Here is a 411-nt window from a genome sequence, read left to right on the forward strand (position 1 = left end):
TGTGTCGAGTAACTTTTGAATTTCTTGTTTAATCTCTTGTGAACGTTCTAATAAAAACTCAGTTGTCGCGTCTTCTACATCATCATATTCAGGGTAATCGATATTCACTTCGACTTGTGCCAAAATCTCCAAAATCGATTGACGTTGACGCTTGACTAAGTCACTTAAACGCCCTTCAATTTGATTCATTGCTACTTTAGACGCCCGGTCAGTCTTAGAACGAATAAAGTCCATGACTGCTTCCGCCTGTGATAAATCGATACGACCATTTAAGAAAGCACGCTTCGTATATTCACCGGGTTCAGCCATTCTTGCGCCATATGTCATCGTTAATTCAAGTACGCGGTTGATTGTCAGAATACCACCATGACAGTTAATCTCCACGATATCTTCTCGTGTAAACGTACGTGG

Annotated in this window: 1 pseudogene; it reads right to left on the minus strand. The window is 40.9% G+C overall.

The features are described from left to right. A pseudogene (locus E1I18_RS03685) lies at positions 1-411 on the minus strand (tRNA uridine-5-carboxymethylaminomethyl(34) synthesis GTPase MnmE); the annotation flags it as partial.

Source organism: Mycoplasmopsis mucosicanis (genome assembly GCF_006546935.1).
GTDB lineage: Bacteria > Bacillota_I > Bacilli_A > Mycoplasmatales > Metamycoplasmataceae > Mycoplasmopsis > Mycoplasmopsis mucosicanis.